This window comes from Mesorhizobium sp. M1142, assembly GCF_040318565.1.
Lineage (GTDB): Bacteria > Pseudomonadota > Alphaproteobacteria > Rhizobiales > Rhizobiaceae > Mesorhizobium.
Genome location: NZ_JAMYMK010000028.1, coordinates 1 through 21,553, shown reverse-complemented (window position 1 = coordinate 21,553; position 21,553 = coordinate 1). Strand labels below are relative to the sequence as shown.

The 21,553-nt window shown below is 62.8% G+C and carries 26 protein-coding genes and 2 pseudogenes; 18 read left to right on the top strand and 10 right to left on the bottom strand.

The features are described 5' to 3' along the window. From NKH42_RS28620 to NKH42_RS28600, 5 genes are read left to right on the top strand one after another with little or no spacing between them, the layout of a single operon-like run. Positions 1-1,377: an amidohydrolase gene (locus tag NKH42_RS28620; protein ID WP_352752411.1), complete on the top strand. Its 1,377-nt coding sequence runs from the start codon at positions 1-3 to the stop codon at positions 1,375-1,377. A 27-nt stretch (positions 1,378-1,404) separates the two neighbouring features. Continuing rightward, positions 1,405-2,499, top strand: a complete 1,095-nt coding sequence (locus NKH42_RS28615; RefSeq protein WP_352509036.1) for a BMP family ABC transporter substrate-binding protein — start codon at positions 1,405-1,407, stop codon at positions 2,497-2,499. Positions 2,500-2,501: 2 nt separating this feature from the next. Continuing rightward, positions 2,502-4,028 (top strand): ABC transporter ATP-binding protein, encoded by a 1,527-nt coding sequence (locus NKH42_RS28610; protein WP_352752477.1) that lies wholly within the window; start codon positions 2,502-2,504, stop codon positions 4,026-4,028. Next, positions 4,025-5,125: an ABC transporter permease gene (locus tag NKH42_RS28605; RefSeq protein ID WP_352509020.1), complete on the top strand. Its 1,101-nt coding sequence runs from the start codon at positions 4,025-4,027 to the stop codon at positions 5,123-5,125. The genes NKH42_RS28610 and NKH42_RS28605 overlap by 4 nt, the downstream gene beginning before the upstream one ends. Beyond that, the gene (locus NKH42_RS28600; RefSeq protein ID WP_352752413.1) at positions 5,122-6,033 is read left to right on the top strand and encodes an ABC transporter permease; all 912 of its coding nucleotides are present in this window, start codon (positions 5,122-5,124) and stop codon (positions 6,031-6,033) included. Before NKH42_RS28605 ends, NKH42_RS28600 begins: the two co-directional genes overlap by 4 nt. A gap of 163 nt (positions 6,034-6,196) precedes the next feature. On the opposite strand, the gene NKH42_RS28595 is transcribed toward NKH42_RS28600, so the two are convergent. After that, complete coding sequence (locus tag NKH42_RS28595) at positions 6,197-6,841, bottom strand: hypothetical protein (protein ID WP_254819357.1); 645 nt, start codon at positions 6,839-6,841, stop codon at positions 6,197-6,199. A 122-nt stretch (positions 6,842-6,963) separates the two neighbouring features. On the opposite strand from NKH42_RS28595, the pseudogene NKH42_RS28590 reads away from it, so the two are divergent. Continuing rightward, a pseudogene (locus tag NKH42_RS28590) lies at positions 6,964-7,220 on the top strand (KUP/HAK/KT family potassium transporter); the annotation flags it as partial. Positions 7,221-7,381: 161 nt separating this feature from the next. Beyond that, complete coding sequence (locus NKH42_RS28585; protein ID WP_254819356.1) at positions 7,382-7,576, top strand: hypothetical protein; 195 nt, start codon at positions 7,382-7,384, stop codon at positions 7,574-7,576. 56 nt (positions 7,577-7,632) lie between these two features. Here the strand turns inward: NKH42_RS28585 and NKH42_RS28580 are convergent, their stop codons facing one another. Continuing rightward, complete coding sequence (locus NKH42_RS28580; protein WP_352509017.1) at positions 7,633-8,823, bottom strand: MFS transporter; 1,191 nt, start codon at positions 8,821-8,823, stop codon at positions 7,633-7,635. A 78-nt stretch (positions 8,824-8,901) separates the two neighbouring features. After that, complete coding sequence (locus NKH42_RS28575) at positions 8,902-9,639, bottom strand: MBL fold metallo-hydrolase (RefSeq protein ID WP_352509016.1); 738 nt, start codon at positions 9,637-9,639, stop codon at positions 8,902-8,904. 70 nt (positions 9,640-9,709) lie between these two features. On the opposite strand from NKH42_RS28575, the gene NKH42_RS28570 reads away from it, so the two are divergent. After that, the gene (locus NKH42_RS28570; RefSeq protein WP_352740984.1) at positions 9,710-10,378 is read left to right on the top strand and encodes an ArsR/SmtB family transcription factor; all 669 of its coding nucleotides are present in this window, start codon (positions 9,710-9,712) and stop codon (positions 10,376-10,378) included. A 100-nt stretch (positions 10,379-10,478) separates the two neighbouring features. Here NKH42_RS28570 and NKH42_RS28565 read toward each other — a convergent pair whose 3' ends face one another. Beyond that, complete coding sequence (locus NKH42_RS28565) at positions 10,479-10,784, bottom strand: hypothetical protein (protein WP_352509014.1); 306 nt, start codon at positions 10,782-10,784, stop codon at positions 10,479-10,481. 183 nt (positions 10,785-10,967) lie between these two features. Between NKH42_RS28565 and NKH42_RS28560 the strand changes: the two genes are divergently transcribed. The 8 genes from NKH42_RS28560 to NKH42_RS28525 all read left to right on the top strand — a co-directional run bounded on the left by NKH42_RS28560 (position 10,968) and on the right by NKH42_RS28525 (position 16,086). Continuing rightward, complete coding sequence (locus NKH42_RS28560; protein WP_352509013.1) at positions 10,968-11,351, top strand: hypothetical protein; 384 nt, start codon at positions 10,968-10,970, stop codon at positions 11,349-11,351. A 138-nt stretch (positions 11,352-11,489) separates the two neighbouring features. Next, positions 11,490-12,926 (top strand): multicopper oxidase family protein, encoded by a 1,437-nt coding sequence (locus NKH42_RS28555; RefSeq protein ID WP_352509012.1) that lies wholly within the window; start codon positions 11,490-11,492, stop codon positions 12,924-12,926. A gap of 28 nt (positions 12,927-12,954) precedes the next feature. After that, positions 12,955-13,395 carry a DUF411 domain-containing protein gene (locus tag NKH42_RS28550; protein WP_352509011.1) on the top strand — a complete coding sequence of 147 codons (441 nt, stop codon included), beginning with the start codon at positions 12,955-12,957 and terminating at the stop codon, positions 13,393-13,395. A 7-nt stretch (positions 13,396-13,402) separates the two neighbouring features. After that, complete coding sequence (locus tag NKH42_RS28545; protein ID WP_254819350.1) at positions 13,403-13,951, top strand: TlpA family protein disulfide reductase; 549 nt, start codon at positions 13,403-13,405, stop codon at positions 13,949-13,951. Beyond that, positions 13,951-14,463 carry an SCO family protein gene (locus tag NKH42_RS28540; protein WP_352509010.1) on the top strand — a complete coding sequence of 171 codons (513 nt, stop codon included), beginning with the start codon at positions 13,951-13,953 and terminating at the stop codon, positions 14,461-14,463. The genes NKH42_RS28545 and NKH42_RS28540 overlap by 1 nt, the downstream gene beginning before the upstream one ends. Continuing rightward, a complete protein-coding gene (locus NKH42_RS28535) occupies positions 14,460-14,702 on the top strand; it encodes a hypothetical protein (protein ID WP_352509009.1) in 243 nt (80 codons plus the stop codon). Before NKH42_RS28540 ends, NKH42_RS28535 begins: the two co-directional genes overlap by 4 nt. A 44-nt stretch (positions 14,703-14,746) precedes the next feature. Then, positions 14,747-15,535, top strand: a complete 789-nt coding sequence (locus NKH42_RS28530; protein WP_352509008.1) for a DsbA family protein — start codon at positions 14,747-14,749, stop codon at positions 15,533-15,535. Continuing rightward, positions 15,532-16,086: a hypothetical protein gene (locus NKH42_RS28525; protein WP_352479363.1), complete on the top strand. Its 555-nt coding sequence runs from the start codon at positions 15,532-15,534 to the stop codon at positions 16,084-16,086. The genes NKH42_RS28530 and NKH42_RS28525 overlap by 4 nt, the downstream gene beginning before the upstream one ends. A 486-nt stretch (positions 16,087-16,572) precedes the next feature. On the opposite strand, the gene NKH42_RS28520 is transcribed toward NKH42_RS28525, so the two are convergent. After that, entirely contained in the window at positions 16,573-17,448 is an 876-nt protein-coding gene (locus tag NKH42_RS28520; protein ID WP_352509007.1) for a class I SAM-dependent methyltransferase, read from the bottom strand. Between NKH42_RS28520 and NKH42_RS28515 the strand changes: the two genes are divergently transcribed. Then, positions 17,447-18,199: a TetR/AcrR family transcriptional regulator gene (locus NKH42_RS28515; RefSeq protein ID WP_352740991.1), complete on the top strand. Its 753-nt coding sequence runs from the start codon at positions 17,447-17,449 to the stop codon at positions 18,197-18,199. The two genes, NKH42_RS28520 and NKH42_RS28515, sit on opposite strands and share 2 nt — an antisense overlap. A 121-nt stretch (positions 18,200-18,320) precedes the next feature. Beyond that, positions 18,321-18,503: pseudogene (locus NKH42_RS28510) on the top strand (multicopper oxidase domain-containing protein); the annotation flags it as partial. A gap of 5 nt (positions 18,504-18,508) precedes the next feature. Here NKH42_RS28510 and NKH42_RS28505 read toward each other — a convergent pair. The 5 genes from NKH42_RS28505 to NKH42_RS28485 all read right to left on the bottom strand — a co-directional run. Then, positions 18,509-19,381 (bottom strand): DUF2182 domain-containing protein, encoded by an 873-nt coding sequence (locus NKH42_RS28505; RefSeq protein WP_352509005.1) that lies wholly within the window; start codon positions 19,379-19,381, stop codon positions 18,509-18,511. 4 nt (positions 19,382-19,385) lie between these two features. After that, the gene (locus tag NKH42_RS28500) at positions 19,386-20,024 is read right to left on the bottom strand and encodes a DUF1326 domain-containing protein (protein WP_352509004.1); all 639 of its coding nucleotides are present in this window, start codon (positions 20,022-20,024) and stop codon (positions 19,386-19,388) included. A 352-nt stretch (positions 20,025-20,376) separates the two neighbouring features. Then, the gene (locus NKH42_RS28495; RefSeq protein WP_352479368.1) at positions 20,377-20,661 is read right to left on the bottom strand and encodes a DUF982 domain-containing protein; all 285 of its coding nucleotides are present in this window, start codon (positions 20,659-20,661) and stop codon (positions 20,377-20,379) included. A 21-nt stretch (positions 20,662-20,682) separates the two neighbouring features. Then, entirely contained in the window at positions 20,683-20,988 is a 306-nt protein-coding gene (locus tag NKH42_RS28490; protein WP_352509003.1) for a DUF982 domain-containing protein, read from the bottom strand. A 352-nt stretch (positions 20,989-21,340) separates the two neighbouring features. Then, positions 21,341-21,553, bottom strand: a 213-nt coding sequence (locus tag NKH42_RS28485) for a hypothetical protein (RefSeq protein ID WP_352756589.1), incomplete at its 5' end; no start/stop codon positions are given.

The window sequence follows — 21,553 nt, the reverse complement described above, 5'->3', positions numbered from 1 at the left end:
TTGGCGGGCCACTTGCTGAAGAACTGCGCAGCGGTCATCGTGGACGAGGGCAACGGTCCGGACATCCGGCGCAATGTCGATGTCTTGACCGACGGCCCGGCGATACGGGCCATCGGCGAAGGCCTCGACAAGGGAGAGTTGCCCGTCGGGACCGTCACGCAGGACGCCGCCGGCTGGTTCGTCTATCCCGGCCTCGTCAACACCCATCATCACTTCTTTCAATGCTTCGTGCGCAACCGCGCCGATCTGGACTGGACGAAGTTGTCGGTCATCGAATGGCTCGACCGCATCTATCCCATTTTCTCGCGGCTGACCGAGGAATGCTTCTACCACGCTTCGGTCACGGCGATGGCCGAGCTGATAAAGCACGGTTGCACGACCGCATTCGACCATCAGTATTGCTTTCCGTGGAAGGCCGGCAAGCGGCTGGTCGACCGGCAGTTCGAAGCAGCCGAACTCCTCGGTATGCGCTTCCATGCCGGACGCGGCGGCAACACGCTACCGAAATCGAAAGGCTCGACCATCCCCGATGCCATGCTGGAGACGACGGACGAGTTCATCGCCGATTGCGCCCGGCTGATCGACGCCTATCATGATGCCGGTCCTTTCAGCATGCGCCAGGTGGCCGTCGCGCCCTGCCAGCCAGTCAACTGCTATCGCGAGACCTTCGTGGAATCGGTGGCGCTAGCGCGTGATCGCGGGGTGCGTATGCATACCCATGTCGGCGAGGGCGAAAGCCCGGTCATCGAGGACCGTCACGGCATGCGGACGGTGGATTACTGCGCGGAGATCGGCTTCTGCGGGCCGGATGCCTTCTATGCCCATTGCTGGGAGCTAACCCACGACGAGCTGCGCAAGATGGCCTCAAGCGGCACCGGCGTTTCGCATTGCCCTGAGCCGGTCTATCTCGTCGGCGCCGAAATCACCGATATCCCGGCGATGTCGGCCTTCGGCCTCAGCATAGGACTAGGTTGCGACGGTGCAGCCTCGAACGACAATTCCAACCTGATGCACTGCATCCATTCCGCCTACATGCTGCAATGTCTGTCGGCATCGACACGCGACCATCCCGTTCCGCCGCCGGCCGATTTTCTCGGTTATGCGACGACCGGGGGCGCGGCGCTGCTCGGGCGCGGCGACATCGGCAGGACGCCTGGCATGGCTGCCGACCTTTTCGCCATCGACACGCGGCGCATGGACTATGTCGGCACGCGGCACGATCCGCTGAGCCTGCTTGCCAAGGTGGGCATCGGGATGCCGACCGACATGACCATGATCAACGGCCGCATCGTCTGGGCCAAGGGCGAGTTCCCGGGGCTCGACGAGGCGCAGCTGTTCGCTGAAGCCGAGGCGGCGCTCGCGACCGTGGAATTCTAGAAACCGAAAACAAGGGGAACCTACATGCTGACAAATCTTACCCGCAGAACATTGATGAAGGGCGCGGCCGCCTCCGGACTCGTCGCAGCGGTGGGTGGCCGCGCGCTTGCTGCCGACGAACCTCTGGGCATCGTGCTCGTGGTCCCGTCGCCGGTCGGCGATGTCGGCTGGGGCCGTGCGCTCGCCGACGGGCTCGAGCCGGTGAAGGCAGCCTACGGCGACAAGGTGAAGGTCACCATCATCGAGAATATACAGGAAGGACCGGATGCCGACCGCATCATGAACAAGGTGGTCGCCGACGGGAACAAGTTCCTGATCGCCGGCTCCTTCGGCTACCAGAACGGTGCCCTGCAGATCGCGCGCCGTAACCCCGACGTCACCGTGCTGCATGCTTCCGGTTTCCAGGTAGCGCCGAACTTCTCGCCCTTCGCGGCCCAATATTTCCAAGGTACCTACCTGATGGGCATGGCGGCCGCCGCGCTGTCAAAGACCGGCAAGCTCGGCTCGGTCTCCGCCTTCGCCATTCCCGAACTGATCACCTCCATCAATGCCTTCACGCTGGGCGCGCAAGCAGTGAAACCCGATGTCGAGGTTTCGGTCGTATGGGTGAACTCCTGGTTCGATCCGGCCAAGGAGCAGGAAGCCGCCAAGGCGCTGCTGGCGCAGAAATGCGACGTAATCTTCTCCAACGCGCAGGACACGCCCTCCGTCGTGTCGGCCTGCGAGGAGGCCGGCGTCCCTGCCTTCAACCTCAATTCGTCGATGAAGAAATACGCGCCTAAAACCTATCTCGGCTGCGTGGCGACGGATTGGTCACCCTTCTTCAAAGCCTCGGTCGACGCCCACCTCGCCGGCAAGTTCAAGGGCGCCAACGCTTTCCTGGGTGTCGGCGACAAGGTTGTAGAGGTCGTTGACTGGAACCCGGGTATCCCGGCCGACACGATGAACAGGATCAAAGAGGTTGGAGCCAAGATCGCCGGCGGCAGCTTCTCGCCCTTTGCCGGTCCGGTCGCCAAGGCCGACGGCAGCGAGGGAGTCCCCGCCGGCAAAACGATGACCGATGCCGATATCGTCGCAATGGACTGGCACGTCAAGGGTGTCACCACGCCGCTGCCCAAGTGACCGTGACCACCCCGCTCCTGTCGCTGCGCGGCATCTCCAAGAGCTACGGCCAAATCCATGCCAATAGAGACATCGATCTGGATGTGGCTCCGTGCTCGATCCATGCGATCCTCGGGGAAAACGGAGCGGGCAAGTCGACGCTGATGAAGCTGATCTATGGCGTCGAGCAGCCGGACGCCGGAATGGCGACCTGGAAAGGGGAACCCCTGGTCCTCGCTTCCCCGGCGGATGCGAGGCGCAAGGGGATCGGCATGGTCTTCCAGCATTTCTCCTTGTTCGAGACGCTGACGGTGGTGGAGAACATCCGGCTGGTCGTGCCCAGGGGCAAATCGGATCTTGCGGATCGCATCCGCATGCTCGGCCGCGAGTTCGGACTCGAAGTCGATCCGCTCGCCCATGTGCACGCGCTCTCTGTCGGAGAGCGGCAGCGGGTGGAAATCATCCGCTGCCTGATGACCGAACCCCAACTCCTGATCCTCGATGAGCCGACCTCCGTCCTGCCCCCGCAATCGGTGGACAAGCTATTCGAGACATTGCGGCGGCTGCGCGACCGCGGCGTGTCCATCCTGTTCATCTCGCACAAGCTGGAGGAGATCCGCGCGGTCTGCGACCGCGCGACCATCCTGCGCGGTGGGCGCATCACCGGCCGCGTGGACCCGCGCGACCACGACGCGCACGACCTCGCCCGGATGATGATCGGCCGCGACATGCCGCAGCCCATGCCGGCGCTTGCGCATTCCGGCGGTGAAAAGCGCCTCGAAATCGTCGGCCTCGACCATCGGCGGCCGGACGATCCCTTCGCCGTGCCGCTTTCCGACGTCAGCCTGACGGTCCGGGCCGGCGAGATCCTCGGGATCGCGGGCATATCGGGCAACGGGCAAAGTGAACTGGCAGCGTTGATTTCAGGCGAAACGGTGCTGCCGCGCGAACAGTCCGACCGTATCTACATGATGGGAAAGGATGTCGGCGCGCTCGACGCGGCCGCCCGCCGCCGACTGGGCTTCGCCTTCGTTCCCGAGGAACGGCTCGGCCGCGGCGCGGTGCCGGAAATGTCGCTCGTCCTCAACAGCCTTCTGACCGCCCATCCGTTCGGCCTGTTGAAACGCGGCCTCGTCGACACGAACCAGGTGAAGGCTTTCACCGAGGACTGCATCCGGCAATACGACGTGCGCACGCCCGGTTCGGAAGCGGAGGCCGGCTCGCTTTCGGGCGGCAATCTGCAAAAGTTCATCGTCGGTCGAGAGATCATGCTGTCCCCGCAATTGCTGTTCGTGGCGCAACCCACCTGGGGCGTCGACATCGGCGCCGCGTCCGCCATCCGCCGGCGCCTCGTTGCCCTGCGCAACGAAGGCATGGGTATCCTCGTCATCTCGGAGGAACTGGAGGAACTGTTCGAACTCTGCGATTCGATCCAGGTGATCCATCAAGGCCGGCTGAGCCCGCCGCTGGTGACGCGCGACACGAGACCCGAGGAGATCGGCCGCTACATGATCGGCGCGCATTCGACGGCCAAAAAGGTCCCTGCATGAGCGCTCTGTCCGCGCCGCTCCTGCCTGTTCTCGTTCGCCGGGAGCATGCCTCGCTTCCCGTCAAACTGATCGCCCCGCCCGTCGCGCTCGCCTTGGCGACGCTTCTCAATCTCGGGATCTACCTCCTTATGGGCCGCGATCCGGTAGCCGTTTTCCACGCGATGCTTCTGGAGCCCTTCCTGTCCTGGGCCTCTTTCTCGGAAGTCCTGCTTAAGACCGCGCCGCTACTGCTGATCGCGCAGGGGCTTGCGATCGGCTTTCGCGCAAAGGTCTTCAACATCGGCGCCGAGGGCCAGTTCATCCTCGGCGCGATCTTCGCATCGGCCATTCCCATCTGGTTCCCAGAGGCAACGGGCCAATGGATCTGGCCCTCCATGCTTGTCATCGGTGCGCTGGGCGGCGCTCTGTGGGCGTCGCTCACCGCCTTCTGGCGCGTGAAGCTCAATGCAAACGAGATTCTCGTATCGCTCATGCTGGCGCTCGTTGCCGCGCAACTGCTCAACTACCTGCTTCTCGGCCCCTGGAAGGACCCAAACGGGTTCAACTTCCCGCAATCGGTGATGTTCCAGTCCGACGCGATGGTGCCGATCCTGATCCCCGGCACCCGCGTCAACGTCTCGCTGCTTATCGCCTGCGCGCTCTCCCTTGCGGCCTGGATCTTCATGCAGAGGAGTTTCGCCGGCTTCAAGCTGCAGGTCGGCGGCCTCGCGCCGCGCGCGGCCGGATACGCCGGCTTCAACGAAGGACGGGCGATCTGGCTTTCCCTGCTCATCGGCGGTTTCGCGGCAGGCCTCGCCGGAGCGGCCGAGGTGGCCGGGCCGCTCGGCCAGCTGCAGCGCTCCATCTCGACCGGCTACGGCTATGCCGCCATCATCGTGGCCTATCTCGGTGGCCTTCACCCGGTCGGCATCACCTTTTCCGCGTTGCTCATGGCGGCCCTCTATATCGGCGGCGATAACGCCATGGTCTCGGCAAATCTGCCGGTCGCTGCGGTCAGGGTTTTCCAGGGCAGCCTGCTGCTCGCATATCTCGTCGCCATCGCCTTCGTCCGCTACCGGCTCGAATGGCGCCATGCCGCCCACGGAAGCACGTCATGAACGCCGTCGAGTTCATCATCGCCGGGATGTTGGCGGCGGCTACGCCGTTTCTCCTGGCGGCGCTCGGCGAACTGGTGGCCGAGCGGGCCGGCGTCCTCAATCTCGGGGTGGAGGGACTGATGGCCCTCGGCGCCGTCATCGCCTTCATTATCGTCTATCAAGGCGGCGGGCATCTCCTCGGTTTCCTCGCCGCGGGCCTCGCCAGCGCGGCTCTTTCCCTGGTCTTTGCCGTCATCGCGCTGGGATTTCGCGCAAACCAGGTTGCGGTAGGCCTTGCCATAGGCATCCTCGGCCAAGGCCTCTCGGCGCTGTTCGGCAAGAGCTATGAGAGCCTCACGGTTAAGGGGCTTCCGAAGCTTTCATTGCCCGGGCTTTCGGATATCCCGGTGATCGGCGGCTTGTTCGCCCAAGACGTTGTCGTGTGGCTTTCGCTTGCCGCGACCGTCACCATCTGGGCGATGTTCGCCTACACCAAAACAGGCCTCGTCGTCCGCGCCGTCGGCGAGAACCCCAAGGCGGCCCGTGCGCTCGGCTATCCGGTGATCGCCGTGCGCTTCGCCGCGGTCGCCTTCGGCGGCGCGTTGGCAGGTTTCGCCGGTGCCTACGCATCCGTGGTCTACACTCCGCTCTGGGCCGATGGCATGATCGCAGGGCGCGGCTGGATTGCGATTGCGCTCGTCGTCTTCGGCACTTGGCTTGCCAGCCGTATCTTCCTCGGTGCGTGCCTCTTCGGCGCCGTGTCCCTCGCAAGCCTCGCGGCCCAGGCGACAGGGCTGGACGTTTCCTCGCAACTTCTATCGAGCTTGCCTTATCTCGTGACCGTGATCGTGCTCGGCATCATCTCTTCGAACCGCCGTCTGCTCAAGCTCAACGGCGTGGCTTCGCTGGGAGAACCTTTCGAACGATAGTGTCGCTTGGTACGGCCCATCAAGGATCCCGTGAAGAATGGTGGATTGCGCCCGCGCTCTCAAGCCATCCAGCGCGCCTACTCGGCCGCTCTCGTGGCGTGCGGCCGGCAACCAGCGCACCCTCACAGAATGTCAGCCCCGACTCGAAGCATTCAGGCGTGAGCTAAAAGCGATAACGCACTCCGACAGTATTCGCGTTGGAACCCTCTCCCATGTTTCCAAACGTGCCTCCGGCGCCGGATCTGTGATGGAGTTGATAGACAAGCTCGACGTTGGGAGCTTGCCTTAGTCTGAAAGAAAGCTCCGCGCCGATAAAACCAAGGAAGGATGCATCGCCATCGTAATGGATTTCGCGGGCGTGCTCGATCTCGGTGACGCCTGTAACGGCACTGACACCGGCCGTCAGCGCTGGCGCAATCGCCAGATCGCCGATGACAAGGCCCTGGTGGCGAAGCCGCATCCCGGCCCAAAGCTCTCCGGATGTATCGTCGTCCTCGCCAAACCTTATGGCAGCCCCAGTCACACCGCCAAGGACAAAACCGGCGCCAACATCGGCGAAATCACGGCCGTAAGCAGCTCCAATCATGTAATTGTTCGTATAGTCGGCCCCGAAGACGTTGATAGTATCCCCGAAGGACCCGGTCACAAAGACGCCCCCAAAAACATAGACGTCGTTCTTCGTCGGTTGACCGGCAGCGAAAGGATCTTCGGTTGCAAAATAGATGAAGGGAGAACTGTTGTCGGCGAGGGCGGAAGTGAAGGAACCGGTCAGAATCAGCGCAGCCAAAGCCGCTTGCACCCCGCGCATGCACAAGCTCCGAATCAATTCTCAGTTGATCATCATTCCTCCGGTGTTTCCCGTGAAGAAGCAAGTTCCCTGCTCCAGAAATTGGAGGGCTCTACCCCGTTGCTTGACCAAGGTTTTTCGGGACGCTGACCTTCGGCTATATGGGGCAGCCCAACATCCCCCGCGCGCTGGCGATCTGCCGCAAGGAGGCTGGAAGTTCGACATCACGAGATCCTTCTTCCTGTCGCGGCGCTCGCTCAAGACATCGCCCAATTCCGGCATGCCAGTCTGGCAGGACAAGCTGTTCACCGGGCTGGCGCGCACGGCGGCTGATGCGACTGAATATTGCAAGATTCCGACCGGACGTGTGGTCGAGATCGTAACCCAGGTGGCTGTCTAAGCTTCTGCATATACAGTAGGCGCTGGTCCGACTTGGCACCTGCCCATCCGTCAACCCAACGTGAGCCCACAGGCGCATTGGCTCGCGTCGACATCATATGGATTTATCCAACCCATGCGAGCATACTGCCTGAATGCGTTCCTTTAGCGAGGAACAAGCTGATGCGCGTCGGTACGAGAGGCGTTCCGATCGAATACTACACGCTAAGGATTGCCGAGCCGGCAGGCTCGCAATCTGGTGCTGGAGGCGACCCCAAAGCAGAACACCGCAACGAGATAGCCGACGAGACTGAAGCGCAGATCACGAACGGCCAGGCCGGCAATGATGGCCAGTTGCGCAACACCAATGTACCGTAGGATGAGTGTGAGCGAGTCCGTGAGTGCCATCGGATATCAGGCCGACCCCCGGTCGACTATCTGCGGGAAGGTTGGCGCGAACCTTTGGCGGCCTCCTGCATCGCGATGGCAACAATTGCGCCAGAGACAAACGTCAATGCGGCAATCGATGTTATCGCCCACGAGAGCCCGAAGCGATCGGCGATGAGACCTGCTGAGAGCGCGCCGATCGCGTAGCCGAGATCGCGCCAGAACCGATAGACGCTGAGCGAGCGGGCGCGCCAGCTGGGATGCGAGGCGTCGGAAACGGCAGCGATCAGACTTGGATAGACCATTGCCGTTCCAAGGCCGAGCAGAAGACTGCCGATGAGCCACCATTCGAACCGGCCCGTGGCGGCGGTAAGAAACAGACCGCCGGCCTGGGTCCACATCCCGGCGACGATCAGGCCCTTGCGGCCCCAGCGATCGCTCAAGGGGCCGGTGACGACCTGCAGGATTCCCCATGTTGCAGGATAGACCGCCTTCAGGATGCCGATGCGCTCGATGCCAAGTCCGAAGGACACGAAGAACAATGGGAAAATACCCCAGCTCATGCCGTCGTTGAGGTTGTTGACGAGGCCGGCTTGCGAAGCCGCGAACAGATTGCGATTCCGGAACGAGGTCAGCGCAAACACCTCCCGGAAACTGATCGGCACGGATTGCATTGCGTGAGCGGATGTTTCCAACCGGAGGTGGTCGCGCGTGTCACGGATTAGCAGCACCGACAATACGGTGCCGACGATGGCGTAGCCGATCCCGAGATAGATGGGCACCGGGCGCAGGCCGCATCGCGAAGCGAGATAGCCCGTGAGGAATGCCGTTACGCCGACGGCGAGATAGCCGGCAAATTCATTGAGGCCGACTGCAAGGCCACGTGATTTCGGACCGACGAGATCGACCTTCATGACCACAGTCATCGACCAGGCCAGTCCCTGATTGATGCCGAGCAGTGCATTGGCCGCAATCACCCATCCCCAGCTCGGAGCCCAGATGATCATGAACGGAACCGGCAAGCCGACAAGCCAGCCGAGGACGAGAACGCGCTTGCGTCCCCAGCTATCGGCGAGTTGGCCGGAGACGAGATTGGCAAGCGCCTTGACCACGCCGAAGCTCACGATGAAGGAGACGACAAGTGTCGTTGACGTGATGCCGAACTCTTCCGATCCGATGAGCGGCACGACCGTTCGCTCGATCCCGACCATGCCGCCGACAAAAGCATTCACCAGCATCAGGAGAGCAAACTGCCGCCAGTTTTCCCTAAGCCCAAGTCTGACAGTCGAGCCTGCTGACCGCGAAACGCCCATCGGTCAGGCCGCGGCGACCAACCCGGCATTGGTGGCTCGGTTGCGCGCCGCATCCGGCGGCGGGGGTGGTGTGTCGGCGACCATCGTGGCGACGAAGGTGCCCTCGTCCTCAATGCGGAATGCTTTGTTGAAGCGCTTCTCGAAGCCAATCGTCGATGTCGGCTTGCCGCTGAGCGAGCGCCCGCAGACCGAGCCGGAATATGCGCCGGGCAGCACCTCGACGTGATCCGGCAGTTGCTTGAAACGGCGCACGCTGGAAAACAGCGTCCGCGCCCCGGCCTCGGCGTCGGTTGCCAGTTCGGTTCGCCCGAGATCGCCGACCATCAGCGTGTGGCCTGTCAGCGCGAACCACGGCTCGCTCGCGCGTGTCCGATCGGTGACCAAAAGCGAAATGTGCTCCGGCGTATGCCCGGGCGTGTGCATGACGGCCATCGTCATATTGCCGAGCTCGAGCACGTCACCGTCCTTGGCGCGCAGAAACGGGAATCCGGCCTCCGCGCCTTCGAAGAGCAGGTATTCCGCGCCGGACGCTGCAGCGAGCGCCCGCCCGACGGAAATGTGGTCGGCATGGATGTGCGTGTCGACCACATAGAGGATGCGCATGCCCGTCGCCTCGGCGACCCTAAGGTAAGGCGCAATGTCACCGACCGGATCGACCACCGCAGCGGCCGATTTTCCACCACATCCGAACAGGTAGGATGCGGCGACGGGATCGGAATGGAGGAATTGACGGAGGATCATGGCTTGCGCTCCCTACCTCGCCTGCGATAATATTCAACTATTCTGCTGAATGTTTCACCGAGGAACAGTCGTGTCAAGCATTGGACCAAAACAGGCGATTTTCGCCAGCCTTGCCGAGGTGGCTCAGGCGCTCGGGCATGCGCACCGGCTGGAATTGCTGGAGCACCTCGCACAGGGTGAACGCAGCGTCGAAGGACTTGCGGCTCGGGCCGGCCTCAACTTTGCCAACGCCTCGCGCCACCTTCAAATCCTTCGACGCGCGCGACTTGTCGAGGCCGAGCGGCATGGCAAGCATATGCTCTATCGCCTTTCAGGAGATGTTCTGGTGGTTGAATTAATGAAGGCTCTGGGGCGCGTGGGCGAGCGGAACGTCGCCGAGGTCAACCGCGTCATGACCGACTATTTCCAGGCTCGCGACGCCTTGGAGGCTGTGTCGCGTGAAGAGCTTGTCTCAAGGTTGCGTGATGGCCTTGTCACGGTTCTCGATGTCCGGTCGGAGGACGAATTCGCGCTCGGACATCTACCGGGGGCGCTCAACATCCCGTTCGCTGAACTTGAAAACCGGCTGGCGGAACTTCCCGCGAACCGCGAGGTCATTGCCTATTGCCGCGGCCGTTATTGCGTTCTCTCGTTCGAGGCTGTCGCGGCACTGCGGGCGCGAGGGTATGTCGCTCACCGGCTCGAGGACGGGTATCCCGATTGGAAGGCCGCAGGCCTTCCAATTGAGGCAGCGGCCTGAGTGGTCCCGCAGCCAAAAGTTTTCGATCGAACAACATGACGCCACCAGTTCCGCGATCACCGCTGCTTGAGCTGAAGGACTATTCGGCCGAGTCCGTGTTTCAGGTTGAAACATGCTTCGCGAGGCGCGGCGGCAAAAAGGCCTGTCGCCGGAACGCATGCCTTCTGTGTGTGTCCTTGATCCGGACGGCGACATAGTGCGCCGGTTGCGCAAAGAAGGCCGCGCCCGCCCATCGTCGGGCTGGGCCTGCTATCATACCGTCCTTCACGAGTTCGAACTGGATGGCCAGACGCTTGGCATCATTTGGCTGTGCGGTCGGCTCCTCCTTCGCCGTGCCGGTCGCCGAGCAGCTTTTCGCGTCGGGGTGCCGCCTGCTGATCAGCATCACCTCGGCCGGCCAGATCACGGTGCTTGGACCACCGCCCTATTTCGTGCTGATCGACCGGGCCCTTCGCGATGAAGGAACTAGCCATCATTCGTTCCGCACCCTGAATTCACCGAAGCCAATCCGGAGCTTATCGCGTAAGTCTTGATGTCGCAGCATCGGGGACTTGCAAAAGCTGCATTTTGCGGCCAGCCTAGGCGGATGATGGCCCGGCTGTCGCCAAAGCATCTCCTCGTCATGCTAATAGCGGTCTTCCTGACCGCCGGGTTCAGCCTGTCTGCCGCTCAGGCCAGCGTCATGTCGGCCAAGATGGCGGACGCTATGGCGATGTCCACCGGTGCCAGCACAGGCACTTTGGCCGGTGCTTCCATGAACGGCGACTGCAGGGCGTGCCTCAAAGACATCGGCGACAGTGGCAACGCGATGCATTGTCCGCCGACCTGCATCGCACCGGTGCTGGCGGTGCTGCCGCAAGACCTCGCGGTGACGGCAGTTCTCCACGTGCAGCAGCCATCGACGCAAGCTGCCCCGTTCCTGCAGGGACGAAGTTCCCTACCCGACCCATACCCTCCCCGACTCAGCGCTTGACGCCGTTTCAGCCGTGACGCGGCTGATTCCCGGCGCCTGATCGCCTGTGTTGCGCATCGTTGCGCGCGCGGGCGCATACAGCATTCCAGTTCGATGCCGAGTGGCTCGCCATCGATCGAGATCGCAAGGGCTAGCAGGGTGAAATACGATTTCAGTCATTCGATATCGCGCCGCGGGTTTTTTGCGGCGGCGGCGGGCGCTGCCGTGTCCTGCTCGCTGCGTCCTGCACGCGCCTCGACCGAGGACGAGCGCCGGATCAAGGTCGGCCCGGGCCAGGCGCTGCTCGATGGCGCCGACGGTCCGTCTACCGCAGTCTGGACCTATAGCGGCACCACCCCCGGCCCAACATTGCGCCTGCGGCAGGGCCAGCCGGTCCGCATCACTGTCGAGAACGGACTAGACGAAGACACGACCGTCCATTGGCATGGCATCCGTTTGCCGAACGCCATGGACGGCGTGCCGGGCCTGACCCAGAGGCCGATCGGACCGGGCGAGAACTTCGTCTATGAGTTCACGCCGCCAGATGCCGGCACCTTCTGGTACCATTCGCATGCCGACAGCCTGGTACAGATCGGCCGTGGACTCGCCGGCCCGCTGATCGTTGAGGAACGTGAGCCCGTCGCCGCCGACCGCGATCTCCTCTGGCTGCTGCAGGACTGGCGGCTCACCAGTGACGGCCAGATCGCCGGCGGCTTCGGCAGCATGATGGATGCGTCGATGTCGGGCCGCGTCGGCAATGCCGTCACCATCAACGGCGCGGCGCCGGCCGACCTGAGCGTGACGGCAGGTGAGCGCGTCAGACTGCGGCTCGCCAATGCCTGCCTTGCCCGCATGGTGGCGCTGCGCTTCGAGGGTCACCGTCCGGTGATCGTCGCGGTCGACGGCCAGCCCTGCGACCCGCATGAACCGGAAGACGGCCGCCTGGTGCTGGCACCGGCCATGCGCATCGACATTATGCTCGACATGCAGGGCGGTCCCGGCAGCAGGCACGCCGTGGTCGACGACTTCTATGACGGCCTCGTCTACACGCTGACAACGCTTGCCTATGACAAGGCGCCGCCGCTGCGCCACCATCTTCTCGATGCGCCGCGTCGCCTGCCCGCCAATCCGCTGCCGGCCCCCGATCTGGCCAAGGCCGAACGGCATGAGATCGTCCTGCAAGGCGGCATGATGGGCGGCGGCAAGCTGGCCGGCGTCGGCGGTATGATGGGCATGGCGATGCCCGGCATGAACGGCGCCGCCGCCTGGGCAATCAACGGCATGTCGATGACCGGCGATGGCGATGCCGGCATGGCGCCGCAGTTTACGCTCAAACGCGGCGTGACTTGCCACCTCACTGTGCGCAACGAAACCGCCTGGTGGCACCCCATGCACGTTCACGGCTTCAGCCTGTCGGTGCTTTCGCGCAACGGCTTGCCGGTACCGCACCGGCAATGGCAGGACACGGTGCTGCTCGCCCCCAAGGACACGATCGAATGCGCCTTCGTTGCCGACAATCCCGGTGACTGGATGCTGCACTGCCATGTCGCCGATCACCAGATGGCCGGCCTGATGACAGTGTTCCACGTGACCTGAAAGTTTTATCCAACCAAGGAGAACTGCAATGAAACTGACCTACCGCCTTGCCGCACTGTCCCTGCTGATCGCAACGCCGCTGCCCGCCTTCGCCGCGACTATCAACGCCGTCATGTACAAGAACCCGCAATGCAGCTGCTGTGAATCCTACGCCAACTACCTTGAGCACAATGGCTTCAAGGTCGATATCAAGCCGGTCAACAATCTCTCTCAAATCAGCAGCGATGCCGGCGTGCCGGCGGACCTTGAGGGCTGCCATACACTGATGGTCGACGGCTATGTCGTCGACGGCCTTGTGCCAGTCGAAATCGTCAAGAAGCTGTTGACCGAGCGGCCAGCTATCAGCGGCATCACGCTGGCCGGCATGCCGGCAGGCGCGCCCGGCATGGGCGGCGAGAAGTCCGAGACCTGGACGATCTACGCCTTCACCAAGGACGGCAAGGCGCCGACCGTCTATGCGACCGAGTGAGCGCACCGTGATCAAGTGCAAATGGGCTATCTTCCTTGTCTGCTCGCTGCTGGCGTTTCCGCCGCCCTCCGTGGCAGCGGGGGCATCTGAGAACTTCACACTGCTCGATACGCCCGCCGCCGTGCCGGAAATCAGCTTCGAGGACGGCACCGGCAAGCCGAAAACGCTCGCCGATTTCTCCGGTAAGGTGGTTCTGCTCAACATCTGGGCGACATGGTGCGCGCCCTGCCGCAAGGAAATGCCTACGCTTGATCGGCTGCAGGCCAAGCTCGGCGGACCGGATTTCGAGGTCGTCGCGCTGTCGATGGACCGGAAGGGTCCCGACGCCGTGAAGAAATTCTTCGCCGAGACCGGCGTGACACACCTTGCGCTGAACATCGATACCTCGGCCAAAGTCATGTTCACGCTCGGCGCGGTGGGCCTGCCGATGACCGTGCTTATCAACCGCGACGGCAAGGAGATTGGCCGGCTGATCGGGCCGGCTGAATGGGATTCTCCCGACATGGTCGATTTCATCCGCAGCCGTATTGCCGCTAGCCCGAAAGGAAAAGGCTGATGCTTGCCAGAAACCGGGACGAGCCGACGGTTCGGGACGTTTCATCCGCTTGGAACGAATGGATGCGTCTGTTGTGCGCCCTGATCGTCTTCACCGCGCTGATCGCCGGCTTCACGCATGGAGCGCGGGCGCATTCAATGGACGAAGTCGACGCCATGCTGCAGAACGACGAGAAATATTTCCAGCAGATCGACAGGCCAACGCCCGATTTCACGCTGCGCACCGCCGACGGTCGCATCGTGCGGCCGGCCGACCTCATCGGCAAGGTCGTCGTCCTCCATTTCATCTACACATCGTGCCCGGACGTCTGCCCGCTGCATGCCGAGAAGATCGCCGAGATCCAGAAGATGGTGAATAGCACGCCGATGAAGGATCAGGTCACCTTCGTGACGATCACCACCGACCCCACAAAGGACAAGCCGATGTGCTCAATGCCTATGGACCGGCGCATGGGCTCGACCCTGTCAACTGGCTGTTCCTGGCCACTGCCCCGGGCCAGCCGGAGGATATGACCCGCAATCTGGCGGAAGCCTTCGGTCACAAATTCAGCCTGACCAATGATGGCTACCAGATGCACGGGATCGTCACGCATGTGATCGACAAGGAGGGCCGCTGGCGGGCGAATTTCCACGGCCTGAACTTCGCGCCCGTCAATCTCGTCACCTTCGTCAACGCGCTCACTAACAATGTCGAGCGCACGCACCACGAACGGGACGAAGGCTGGCTGGCAAAATTGAAGAGCCTCTTTTGACGGAGAGGCACCGACATTCTCGACGACAAGAAAGGGAGACGCGCATGTTCACCAAGCCAAGAGATGCAGCCAGGTATTGCAGCGGCATCGCCCGCGCCCTGCTCTTTGCCGGCCTGACAGGATGGTTCCTGCTCGATCCGGGCTTTCAAGCCATACAGGCGAATGCTGCAGGCGAAATGTCCCAGGATCAGTTCGACCAGCGGATACACGACTATATCCTGGCGCATCCGGAGGTTCTCGTGCAGGCGCTGAAAAGCCTGGACCAGCGCCAGCGTGAAGCAGATGCAGCCCAGGCCAGGCAGGTGCTCAAGGCGCGCGCGGACGACATCTTCCGTGACAAGCAAAGTCCAGTCGGCGGCAACGCCGAGGGCAACGTTACCCTGGTCGAGTTCTTCGACTATAATTGCCCCTATTGCAGGCAGATGGCGCCGGTCATGGAACAGGCTGCGGCCGACGATCCGCAACTCAGGATCGTCTACAAGGAATTCCCCATCCTCGGCCCAGATTCGGTGTTCGCGGCCAAGGCGGCGCTCGCCGCCGACAAGCAGGGCAAATACACAGCGTTTCACAAGGCGCTCTATGGGTCCAAGACAAGGGTGACCGAGGCGGCCGTCCTCAAGATCGCCGCCGAGGCCGGGCTGGACGTCGAGCGCATGAAGGGCGATATGCGGCAGCCGGACATCCAGGCGCTGATCGACCGCAACATGGAACTGGCCCAGGCGCTGAGAATAACGGGAACGCCGGGATTTATCGCCGGCGACCAGATTTTTCCCGGCGCCACCGATCTTGCGACGCTGAAGAAGCTCATCGAGCAGGCGAGGAGCGGCAAATGACAAGGACCCCAAACCGACGCACCGTCATTCTCGGCGTCTTCGGCGCCGCCGCGGCTGCAGGCTTTCTCGCACCGGATTTGGCAATCGCTGCCGACGATCCCGAATTGACCAAACGGTTCAAAGATCTTAGCGAGAGCGGCAACAGCACCTGCTCGGCCAAGTTTACCGAGTCGATCGCGACCATGCCCGCGATGGCGCGCATCAAGGGCTCGTGCTGCAGCCCGATGGAATTGAAACGCTATCGCGAGCAGGTAAATGGGCTTACCCAATATCGCGCCATCCCGATGATCCCCAGCGACCCGTACGACATACCGGCGGCGACCGCGCAGCAGATGCTGCCTTACTACGATCTGAAGCTCACCGGGGACGAGCAGAAGGCATACGATTACGCGATGGCCAATTCCGAGGAGAAGGGCCCCTGCTGCTGCCCGTGCTGGCGCTGGAGAGTGTATGGCGGACTGGCGAAATACCTGATCCACGAACACGGCTTTGACGGCAGGCAAATTGTGAACGTATGGGACCTGTCCGACGGCTGCGGCGGGGGAATGTAGAATTGCCGGAGTATGCATCTTTCCCCGTTCTGTAACCGGAATCACCGTTGTCTTGACGGAGGTTGCCGGCGACTTAACTTAGCTTGCACTCGCCAATCGTGGGCGGCGAACTCAGCCTTCGCGCCAGAGGATCATTTCCATGATGGATGGGTCAGGGGGCATGTGGTTGATGGGCGGGATGGGCCTCATCTGGATCCTGGTGTTGGTCGCCCTCGTGCTCGCGATTGCGGCGCTCGTCAAATATCTACAACACTGACCGATTGAAGCGCCGAGGCGTTGGCCGCCGAGGCGGGCTTCGGCCGAGATCAGCAACGATGCGGATCAGGGGCTTGCCGTCACGCCCCACGTCGACGACCCTGCCACGAGTCGGCAAGGCTGGCGCTCAGTTCGCACGACCCGCCAGACTGCTACCCTTCGAGGCTCGGGCTCCATGTCGCGTGACTTTTCGGGGCGACGCTTAAGTCTGGCGGCTGTCGCATGCCTCGGTCACGCTGATCGGACCTTGTCCGTCGTCGCGCGAACATAGTTCAGGTTCTTGGTTCCGACGGCGCCGATGTCGCCGACCTTGAATCCGCTCTCGGTCAACAACGAGGCGATCCCATTCATGTCCACGTGACCATGTCGATGAAGTCTCGGCAATCTGGACTTGCGTACCGGCCTGCCGAAATCGATAAGCAACAGCCGGCCAGTGGGCTTCAAGACGCGTGCTGCCTCGCGGACGAAGGCCGATCGAACGGGCTTCGACAGATGATGCAGCATCAGCGTACCGATCACAATGTCGAACTGCGCGTCCTTGAAGGGAAGCTTCTGCGCCGTCCCGTTGACGAAGGTCAGATCGAGGCCAGACCTTTTGGCCTTGGCGCGCGCCCTCTCGATCATTTCAGCCGAAGCATCGACGCCCGTGACGCCTCCATCAGAACCCACTAGCCGCTTCGCGGCAATCGCAAGGGTTCCCGTCCCGCAGGCGACATCAAGCACCGCTTCGCCGGGCCGGAGCTTCGCCAAGCGAAGCATGTGCTCGCGAAACCGCCCCTCGCGGCCGAGGGTCAGAACGCGCGCAAGCCAGTCATAGCCCGCCGCCCGGTGCAGGACGATGCCGATCCCCCTGTCGCTCGCGCCGTGCGTGCCTTTTCCGCCGAGGCCTATGCGAGAAAGGAAGCCCCAGAGCAATACGATCGCGATTGCCGCTAGGATAAGGCCGTGGAACGCTGCCACCCAGGCGCCGGCGCCGATGTAGCCCATGCCAAAATTGCCCAGAAAGAGGAAGCCGGCGACGAGCGACAGTTTGGCAAGCAGGGCCATCGCGATCACGCCCTTGCGCGAATGCCGTCCGTTGCCGGCGCGGTGACCAGATAAGTGCATGTCGGCGACCTTCCGTTGCGGCCTGTCCAATATACGATTTGAGCTTCTGGACTTGGCGTATCATACTGGACACAATGTCCAGCATGAGATTCCGGACACCAGAGCTTTGAATGTCCAGAAGCAGGCGCCGAACGTGGCGATGACCATAAAAATCGACCGAACGAGCGACTCAAACACCATCGATCGCCGCGTCGCGCGGACGCGCGCGCTGCTGCAGGATGCGCTTATTGCCCTGATCCCGGAGCACGCATATGCGGCCAAAACGGTCGACGACATTTGTCAGAGAGCAAATGTCGGCAGGTCTACCTTCTATACCCACTACGCAGACAAGGATGCTCTACGCAGCGCGACCATCGAGGCGCATCTGGGGTCGCTAAGCCGTGGGCGCATGTCGGCAAGTCAGGAGATTGGTGCTCGCCTGTTTGCGTTTAGCCTTCCCATGTTCGAACACGCACTTGCGTTCCGGTCGCTTCACCACGCGCTGCTTGCGAGCAGCGGCGACACGATCCATGACGAATTGCGCGAGCGTATCCGGCGCGCCGTCCGAGCAGAACTTGTCGGAAAGCGGGTCGGTGGAGGTGGAGTGCCCGTCGAATTCGCCGTCCAGTTCATCGCCGGCGCATTTCTTGCGGTCCTCACCTGGTGGGTCGCCACCGACACGAACCTTTCACCGGCGCAAGCGGATGATCTGTTCCAGGGAATGGCGGGAAACGGTGTCGGCGCCTGGGATATATCAGGCTCCGATTCGTAAAACGGGATTGGCCTTGGCGGCGGCAGACGTGGCGCCTGATAGCGGTCGCCAGGAGGACTTATCGGGCTGGACTTGCCGAAGTGCCGATGGCGAGAAAGCTCCACTCCAGCGGCTCGCGCCAGAGACGATCCGCGTGAAGGTCGGCGAGACCCTGAAAGTGCGTTTCATCGGCACCAACAACGGCTTCATCCACCCCATGCACATCCATGGCGGACCCTTCGAGGTGGTCGCCCGCGACGGAGAGACGATTTTCCCTTCGGCCCGCTTCCTTGCCGACGCCGTTAATGTCGGGCCGAGCCGCCGTCGGCGCTACCCTGCCATCCATGGCATCGCCACCGCGCCGCTCGCCACCGCGATGCCGAGTGCGAGCAACGCGATCCCCACCGTCGCCTCGAAGCGGCGGCCGCGCGGCAACAGCTTCTCGACGAAGACGACCAGCGTCAAAAGCAGCATCCAGGCGAGGCTCATGACACCGGCCGCGACCAGAACGGCAAACAGCGCCCAGCAGCAGCCGAGGCAGTACAGGCCGTGCCGCAGCCCCATGCGAAGGGCGCCGATCCGCCCGTCGCGCCAGTGCTCGGCAATGAAGGCCAGTGGCGAGCGGCAGTGCCCGAGGCAGATGTGCTTGGCCGCCGTGAACTGGTAGAGCCCAGCCGCTGCGAGCGTGGCGCCGAGCGCGAGCGGCGCCCAACGCGAACGCTGAGGCGGATCGAAGCTCATCGCGATATCGCTGCCGAGCTGGACCAGCGCATACACTAGAAAGCCGGCTCCAGCCCAGACGAGGATATAGCCGGCGACGAAGATCCAGGTCGGAACTGCAACGCGGCGTTCGCGCCTTGACTGTGCCGACGCGAACATGAAGATCATCGGCGCAGCAGCAGGCAGCATCATCGCCGCCATCATCACGGTCCATACCGCGAGAAACACGGCGGCGTTGCCGATCGACCAAGGCTCGGCGGCGATGCCGCCCATCGCCATGCCGGCCATACCCTCCACGCCTCCCATCCGGCCGCGCACGGCAATGCCCATCGGCATGTTCATGCTGAGGGTTTGGTAGAGCGTCACCGCCCAGGCTGCCGCCGTCAGCAGCGCGATGGAAGCAAGCAGGCCGAGTGGCACGCCGCCCAGCCTTGTGACAAGCGGCGGCAAGGAGAACCGGCCGATGGCGCGTGGGTCTGCCACCGCCTTAGCTCGGGCCGGTCCACTCGAACGGTATGTGCTTGCTCGAGCGGGCAGTGCCCGTCCAGTCGAGGCCGAAGCCCTTGGTGCTGACCTCGACGGAACGGCCCCAGGTGGCAACCTGGCCGGGACCGACCTCGGAGCCCGGTGGGTTGATCGTCTGCACGCGTTTGCCGGGTGGGGTAGTCGGCCCCGAAAGCGCTTCCGCACGCCCGACGACGCGGCCAGGGATCTCGACCCGCCAGGTGGCGAGGTCGCCCGCCACCTCGAAGGCGATCGGCACAAACTCCATGCCGCGCAGTTCGCCAATGTTGGCGGCAAAGCCCGCCGGCCAGCCGCCGGCCTGCCCGCCGAAGATGGTCTGCAGCGCCTCGCGCTGCTTCTCGTTGGCCTTCTCATCAAGGTACATGCCCATGACGGCCTTTGCCTCGCCGGCCCAGAGATTGCCTTCGAACTCTCCGAGCGCCACCAGCGTCAGGCCGTCGAGCTTCACGTCGCCGTATTGGCCCTCACGCACGTGCCAGGCGAGCACGCCCTGGCAGTGATTGCCGGTCGGCCGCTGTGCAAATTCGCAAGGACAAGGGATGTCGCAGCTGCAGATGTCGAACCAGTCGCCTGCGAGCCGCCATCGAGGAACTGCGTTCATGGCTCTTACTCCCGAGAACTGATGGGGCAAGATTACTCCATCGGCGCTCGCGGCGCCACGTCTTACCTAGGCGGGTAATGGGCCGCTAAGCGGGCGGCTCACTTTGCTACGGCGCTTGGGTGGCGCGCTCCGCTCGCGGCTTTTTGGCGGTCCGTTACCCCATCTAGTCAGCGAAACAGGCGCAACGTCTGACAGCTTGTGACCTTAACCTTGCTCACCGCCCAACCCAGTGGAGTGCGGTGCACATAGAAACCGCCAGCAAACTCTGCCGGCGCATCGACGCGCGCGTTTTCGCACGGCGCACCTTTTGGGCGGCGGCCCGATGGCCACCGCCTCTGAAACCGCCCGCGGATCAAGCTTGCAGAACCTGCCCGGTAGTGGTGACCGGCGGCATCATTCCGTCTTCGACCAGGATGTCTTTCTTCCTGGCGAACTGCACGAGAACGCCGCGCGCCGTCTCCGCGTCGATCTCGCCGGCCAAAGCGGCTTTACAGGCGCGGATCGCAGCCCTTTGTTCAGGGCTGTTCCCGCACCAGTCGGTGACGAACTGGTAGGCATCCACGACCGAATTCAGCTGCCTCGGGAACCCGAGTCCGACCCAGACGCGAACGGGCTTTTCGAAGGGCTGAGAAAGCATGATTTCCTCCCTCCGAAACGGTCAGGCGGCAACGCCGCCCGTCTCGCCCGACTTTGCGGCCGCCACCCAAGGCATCGCCGTTGCGACGTCCTCGAGGATCTTCACGGAGCGGGCAAAGCCGGCGAACGCATCCCGCGCGACTTTTAACGGTATGAGACCGTCGTAGGCGCGGTGACACGCGCGCGTTGCCGTTTCGTAGATCACGCCTCGCCGATGCTTCGGCCATTCGTCGAGAAAATCGAAAGCATCCTCAAGACAGGCGATCTCTTGAATGAGACCTTCCGCGGCTCTCACGAACACGGGACTCTCAAATGTTCTCTCGCTCATCGAAACCTCCAATCTTTGAACGATTTCAGGTGGTTGAGGATGGTCGCCCCAGCAATCGGCAGCGACCTGCGGGAAATATGTGAAGGCCGATTTTCGACGTCAAGACCGCATGAAGCCAGTGCGCTATCCGACAAAAGTCCTCGGTTACGACGGACACGGTGAGTGCTACTCAGGCGACGGCCCGCTCGGTCCAGCCGGTGGGTTGAACGAACGTCACTCGCTTGGTCTATGGCACACGTTCACCATCTGCGTAGAACGCGGACGAGATCGGCCTCTTCTCCTGTCCTATTGTCACGCCGCAGCCGCCCTTTTGCCGACTGGGCAGTCCGACCCGTGGAGAAGTGGATCCGGATCAAGCCGTGCAAGACAGACACGAGACAGACAAAAGCAAGGTGCGCAGCCAGCCGGTGGTCGTCGAATTGCCGTTGCTGCCGGAGCTCGCGGCCGAGCTTTCCTGCGCACCGGCGGGCAATGGCAGCAGTGAGCGGCCCGAGACATAGGTGACGATTTGTACCGGACACATAGGTAACACTTTTCGGTTTTTGCCGGGAGGTGTTGATGCCGT